Annotated in this window: 6 protein-coding genes; 4 read left to right on the forward strand and 2 right to left on the reverse strand. The window is 56.9% G+C overall.

Features of this window, described 5'->3' with window-relative positions; genetic code table 11:
• Nucleotides 1-1420 precede the first annotated feature (1420 nt).
• The 4 genes from AC286M_RS00995 (at nt 1421) to AC286M_RS01010 (ending at nt 4140) form a co-directional block, all read left to right on the forward strand.
• On the forward strand, nt 1421-1627 hold the full coding sequence (locus AC286M_RS00995; RefSeq protein WP_488202607.1) for a hypothetical protein: 207 nt from the start codon (nt 1421-1423) through the stop codon (nt 1625-1627).
• Between the two features lie 97 nt (nt 1628-1724).
• Complete coding sequence (locus tag AC286M_RS01000; protein WP_488202608.1) at nt 1725-2096, forward strand: energy transducer TonB; 372 nt, start codon at nt 1725-1727, stop codon at nt 2094-2096.
• Nucleotides 2097-2523: 427 nt separating this feature from the next.
• A complete protein-coding gene (locus AC286M_RS01005) occupies nt 2524-2937 on the forward strand; it encodes a carboxypeptidase-like regulatory domain-containing protein (protein WP_488202609.1) in 414 nt (137 codons plus the stop codon).
• A gap of 906 nt (nt 2938-3843) precedes the next feature.
• Entirely contained in the window at nt 3844-4140 is a 297-nt protein-coding gene (locus AC286M_RS01010; protein ID WP_185896440.1) for a hypothetical protein, read from the forward strand.
• An 8-nt stretch (nt 4141-4148) separates the two neighbouring features.
• On the opposite strand, the gene AC286M_RS01015 is transcribed toward AC286M_RS01010, so the two are convergent.
• Together AC286M_RS01015 and AC286M_RS01020 are read right to left on the reverse strand one after the other, a co-directional pair.
• Nucleotides 4149-4508 (reverse strand): hypothetical protein, encoded by a 360-nt coding sequence (locus AC286M_RS01015; protein ID WP_488202610.1) that lies wholly within the window; start codon nt 4506-4508, stop codon nt 4149-4151.
• A gap of 747 nt (nt 4509-5255) precedes the next feature.
• The gene (locus tag AC286M_RS01020; protein WP_488202611.1) at nt 5256-5423 is read right to left on the reverse strand and encodes a hypothetical protein; all 168 of its coding nucleotides are present in this window, start codon (nt 5421-5423) and stop codon (nt 5256-5258) included.
• Nucleotides 5424-5656: the final 233 nt, after the last annotated feature.

Consider the following 5656-nt stretch of genomic DNA (forward strand, 5'->3'; position numbering starts at 1 on the left):
GCCTTCCGTACTACCCTGACACAATCAATCTGAAGACAAATGTGCGGCCCAGGAATGGCAATGCGGAGACCATATCTTGAGTTACAACCAAGCGACCATCCACTAGCCGTCCACTATCATCATGGCATGAGCGCTCAAGAAGCTCAGAAGATCGCAGAAAGAGGCTATGCATGGACGCAGCTAACAATTCATTCAAGCCGAACCCGCTTCGCGGGTCGGCTTAACTCAGGTGTTAGGCAGCAGATGAAGATTACGTGCCTCTTAGCAACACTTCTCCTCTTGGCCTCGCCTGTCGTTGCGTCTTTGGCTCGCGACCGGGAGAAGGATGAGCTTCGTCCGGAGCTGGCGACCTTCTTGGCATCGGTGAAGCCAGAGGAGACGCGCACCATCACGCTGCATACCTACTGGGGGGCAAGGCAAGAAGGAGACAAATTGGTCCTTGGGTCAAAGAGTTGCGAGCACAACGACTACGAACCCGGGAAAGAGGTTTTGTACCTACCTCATGGAGCACAGCTCTACTGAGTTCGCCGGCTACAACGCCAAGCGCATTCTTAACTGTCTCTCGCCCAAGCCACAAATCGCCGAGAACTTGCAAATCCGCAAAGCGGTCCTTCTCGACTTCATACGGCTCGCCAAACAGAGGAGCGCTAGTAGATCTCGAAGTTATGCGGGATAAGGAGCCCGGAGAGATGGTGCTTCGTCTTCAGGCAGATGGTTACTAAGCTGCTGCCTAACAATTCATTCAAGCCGAACCCGCTTCGCGGGTCGGCTTAATTCAGGTGTTATGCGTGGGTAGGTGTGTTGGTGTTGTCGGCTTCGGTGATGCGTCGACTCCTCCTGCACCGACTGGCTTCGGCGTTGATCGGTCGCTGAGGCACCGGATTTTCTGGTGTTTCTCGGCTTCGCTTCACTCGGCTTCGGACACACGGCGCTCGCGCCGCTCGGCACAAGGATGGCTCATGACCTTCGGATTGGCGGCGCTACCGACTTCGGCCCTTGCTGGCCTCGACATGCTCCGTGCCTTCGGATGCTTTGCCCGTGCCGCCCACTCTTCCCGCCCCGTTGCGGGCTGCCGGCTTCGGGTTTACCTTGGCGCGCATAACAGTTCGTCCAAGCCGAACCCGCTTCGCGGGTCGGCTTAACTCAGGTGTTAGCACCTGTATCGGGGTACGCATGCTCTTGAAGCACATAGTTGTCCTGGGTCTCGCGCTCGCTGCTACATCACCTGTCGCAGCTTCCGCTGCAATCACTTTCGCCAGTCGATGCGGCCAAGCTGTTCGGTGAGAGCTTGCGTAATGCTTCAGCGGTCGAGTTCTTTTTCCTTTCAAGGACTGAAGAGTGGAGCTACAGCCCATCAGAGGTGGTAAAGAACTCCACAGTTCGTGCGTACCGGGCTTGCGGCGGCAATTGCGAGAACTTTATGGCACCCGTACTTTCGCACTTGCGGAGCGCCAAGCCTTCAAGGTGTTCTCCTGGCCAGCAAGATGCAGTCATTTTTGGCCGAGGCGCTTGGGCGCTTCTGTACAGTAATCAGGGGCATCAGATCCAGATTGGCTCTCATTGCTACTGGAGCGAAACGGGCATTAGAGAAGTGGTCGCAGGTGACAGCATGTTGTTTGGCGGTTAGTGCCCCAGCAGGTGCTAACAATTCATTCAAGCCGAACCCGCTTGCGCCGGGTCGGCTTAACTCAGGTGTTAGACCTGCCATGAGAACAATTTGCAACTTGGTAGTTCTCTTTCTTGGCATCACGCTTGGCGCATGGGCTGCTGCCGCGCCACTCCCGACCTGTTCTTCTGGGCTTAGTCCTGCATCGACGGTTCCACCAAAACTGCCGCCCCGGCTGCACAACGAGTTCTCTGGCAAAGCCCAAGTCTCGTTTGTCATTAGCTCCGCTGGTCAAGTGCAGTCACCCGTTATCGTCTCAACGGAGTGGCATCCTGTCGGTCGTAGCGCCGGTCAACCCATCGGATACAACGAGGCCATTCTTTCTGCCGTTGCCAAATGGCGCTATCCGCGCAGACAGCATGCCTGCCTCCATCAGAGTTCCGGTAGAGTTTCAAGTAGGCGGGGCTGGCCCCACGGCTGGCAGGTCTAACAATTCATTCAAGCCGAACCCGCTTCGCGGGTCGGCTTAACTCAGGTGTTATGCGTGGGTAGGTGTGTTGGTGTTGTCGGCTTCGGTGGCGCGTACCACTTCCTCTAGCGTCGTTGGCTTCGGCGCTGATCGGTCGCTGACGCACCGGATTTGCTGATGTTTCCCTGCTTCGCTTCACTCGGCTCCGGATACACGGCGCTCGCGCCGCTCGGCACAAGGATGGCTTCATGACGTTCGGATTGGCGGCGCTGTTGGCTTCGGTCTTTGCTGGCCTCGACCTGTTCCGTGCCTTCGGATGCTTTGTCCGTGTCCCCCACTCTTCCCGCCCCGTTGCGGGCTGCCGGCTTCGGGTTTACCTTGGCGCGCATAACAGTTCGTTCAAGCCGAACCCGCTTCGCGGGTCGGCTTAACTCAGGTGTTAGCCCCCATGCGAGCAATCATTGCGTTCCTACTTTTAGTTGCCTTTTCTCCTGGAGCTTCTGCCAAGTGCGCGGCGCAACTATTCCTTGTTACAGGGGTGGCTCTTGACTCTGATGGTGCCCCTGTGTCCGGCGCCTTGGTCGGAGCATCATGGATTGACCACTCCGTACCGGGTGGGCCAGCCATGTCTTTGACCGATCGCAACGGGAAATACTCGATACCGATCTGGTTCGACACTTACTCTGGGCACTCGCTTCTATGGGGCGACGAGTGCGATGAAACGCTTAGCCAAGTTTCAGTTTCCGCCTACACCAGCACTGAGTACTCTTTACCATTGCTCGTTCCTATCAGTAACGCACAACAAGTCACTGTCCCCGCTCTCAAGATTGAGTATCCGATTCGCCGTGAGCCAATTTGGTAGATCGTGTGTGGGGGCTAACAATTCATTCAAGCCGAACCCGCTTCGCGGGTCGGCTTAACTCAGGTGTTATGCCGCATGTCAAATAACCCATACCGAGCGCCAAGCTCATCGTTTCCCCAGAGCACGCTGATTCAGCGCAACCACACGCGCTCGCTTTGGATGGGCGCTGTCCTTGCCCAACTGGCGACACCCATCGCAGCCGTTCCTTTAGCTGTATTCCTTGATCCGCCCCCCTACAGTGGCTTCATCGATGCGTTGATCTTTTCCCCGTTTGTCGCCATTGCTTCGATCATATGGGGGTATCTAGGCACTATTTTTATTGGCCTACCTACAGCTCTGCTTCTGCAGAGGTTGGGGCATCTTTCTGCATTGCTGCTCTGTACTGCGTCGCTACCACTGGGCGTGGCATTCTGGCTAATCCTGCGCTGGTTCTCGCCGGATCCATTTCAGTTGCGGCAAAGTCTTGCGGAGGCTTTCGTCTTCGCTGGGACCTCACTTACCGTGGCAGTTGCGTTCTGTCTTGCTAGCGGCATAACAATTCGTTCAAGCCGAACCCCAATCGCTACGCGTTTGGGGTCGGCTTAACTCAGGTGTTAGGCGCGTCTCGATGAAGTACCGCTCGAATCTCGACAGGGTTCCAGACCGACTACTCCACGAATGTGGGTTTTGCCACAAGCGTGGGCTGCGACCCGGTCTCGTGGAGCTTGAGTTCCCGCACGACCAGGGTGCAAGGGATTGCTTTCACCGCTTTGCGCCGGAGCTATCACTTGATGAGATGGGACTCTGTAGTGAGTGCCAAGAGGTGCTTGCGAACTCCTCGGTTCGTCGCACCTAACAATTCATTCAAGCCGAAGCCGCTTCGCGGCTCGGCTTAATTCAGGCGTTAGGCCTCGTCCAAACCATTCTATGAATACGCCCAAAGTCGGAAAGATCTACATCTTTGTGCGCAAGCACGGTGACGGCTTTGAGCACACCGAATTCGTCCGCGATGAAGATAGCGCGGGCTTTGCAGCTGACGGGAGCTATCATGTTCATGAGAATCATCCCGGCGCATGGCGGGATGCGCTGGCGGCACTGGTAGGGCTTGGCTTTCTCGAGCTCAGCGAGGCTAAGGCTTCAGGGCTCGTGCCGTCGAGCTGGGAGCCCTCACGGGAAACCTTAGTACTAAAACATGGCCAAGCAGCGATTGCCCGCGAGGCCTAACAATTCATTCAAGCCGAACCCGCTTCGCGGGTCGGCTTAATTCCGGTGTTATGCGTGGGTTGGTGTGTTGGTGTTGTCGGCTTCGGTGATGCAGCCACTTCCGCTGCATCTCTGGCTTCGGCGTTGATCGGTCGCTGATGCGTCCGGATTAGCTCGACGTTTCCCGGCTTCGCTTCACTCGGCTTCGGACGCATCGACGTTCGCGCCGCTCGGCAAAGGATGGCTTCATGACGTTCGGATTTGCGGCGCTCTCGGCTTCGGCCTTTGCTGGCCTCGACCTGCTCCGTGCTGGCGGAGGCTTTGTCCGTGCTCCCTGGTCTCCCGACCCCGTTGCGGGCCGCTGGCTTCGGGTTTACCTTGGCGCGCATAACAGTTCGTTCAAGCCGAACCCGCTTCGCGGGTCGGCTTAACTCAGGTGTTAGCCGTGGTGTGGTTATGCACTATCGCTCAAGGACAAGATCCCTAAGAGCGCGAGTTCCGTCCTGCGATCCAGCATCTTGGATGAGGCCATTCAGAGAGCCGGGATAGATGCGGAGATTGATCTGCACCAGATCCACTCTAGGATTCTATTTGACGCCTTCTTTTGGCCGCCCAGACCAAATGTTCCTCATGAGCGTTTCCTGGTCCGCGCCGGCTCCATCCCAAACGCTCAGGCACGAGCTGCTCGCGAGCACATTGAGCTAATCGTGATTCCAGGTTTCATTTCATGGGCTACCGAGTATCTTGCGGCTGCCGATCAACTCAACTGCGCGCCGCAGCAATCAGGAGTTCACCTGCGAGCTTCCTGCTCACACACCTAACAATTCATTCAAGCCGAACCCGCTTCGCGGGTCGGCTTAATTCAGGTGTTAGGCCTCATGGAGCAATCGATGACAGTTCAAGACAATCCCACGATCTTCAAGGCTCTATCCATAGTCTTTCTTCTCGGCGCTGATCTCAAGCCTATTCGTGTACTTCTTCTTACCACGACTGCTAGCTGAGCCAGGCCAGGCTTACTACAACCCTGGTTGGGTGCCGATGCTCGGTCTCTGCCTAGGCTTGGTGTCTGTAGTGACGGTGCCTTTCGCTTAGGCGATGGTTTTACCGATCGTCGCGACTGCGGCCTAACAATTCATTCAAGCCGAACCCGCTTCGCGGGTCGGCTTAATTCCGGCGTTATGCGTGGGTAGGTGTGTTGGTGTTGTCGGCTTCGGTGATGCGTCGACTCCTCCTGCACCACTGGCTTCGGCGTTGATCGGTCGCTGAGGCACCGGATTTTCTGATGTTTCTCGGCTTCGCTTCACTCGGCTTCGGACACACGGCGCTCGCGCCGCTCGGCACAAGGATGGCTCATGACCTTCGGATTGGCGGCGCTACCGACTTCGGCCCTTGCTGGCCTCGACATGCTCCGTGCCTTCGGATGCTTTGCCCGTGCCGCCCACTCTTCCCGCCCCGTTGCGGGCTGCCGGCTTCGGGTTTACCTTGGCGCGCATAGGTGCTGATGAGTTCTCGTAACAGGACGCAATTAACCTTAGCA

The sequence above is a fragment of the Thainema salinarum CENA647 genome (assembly GCF_057732415.1).

Excerpts from the sequence above, each read along its gene's own strand:
- AC286M_RS00995 (WP_488202607.1), top strand. The coding sequence starts at position 1,421 with ATGGCACCCGTACTTTCGCACTTGCGGAGCGCCAAGCCTTCAAGGTGT.
- AC286M_RS01005 (WP_488202609.1), top strand. The coding sequence starts at position 2,524 with ATGCGAGCAATCATTGCGTTCCTACTTTTAGTTGCCTTTTCTCCTGGA.
- AC286M_RS01010 (WP_185896440.1), top strand. The coding sequence starts at position 3,844 with ATGAATACGCCCAAAGTCGGAAAGATCTACATCTTTGTGCGCAAGCAC.
- AC286M_RS01015 (WP_488202610.1), bottom strand. The coding sequence starts at position 4,508 with ATGCGCGCCAAGGTAAACCCGAAGCCAGCGGCCCGCAACGGGGTCGGG.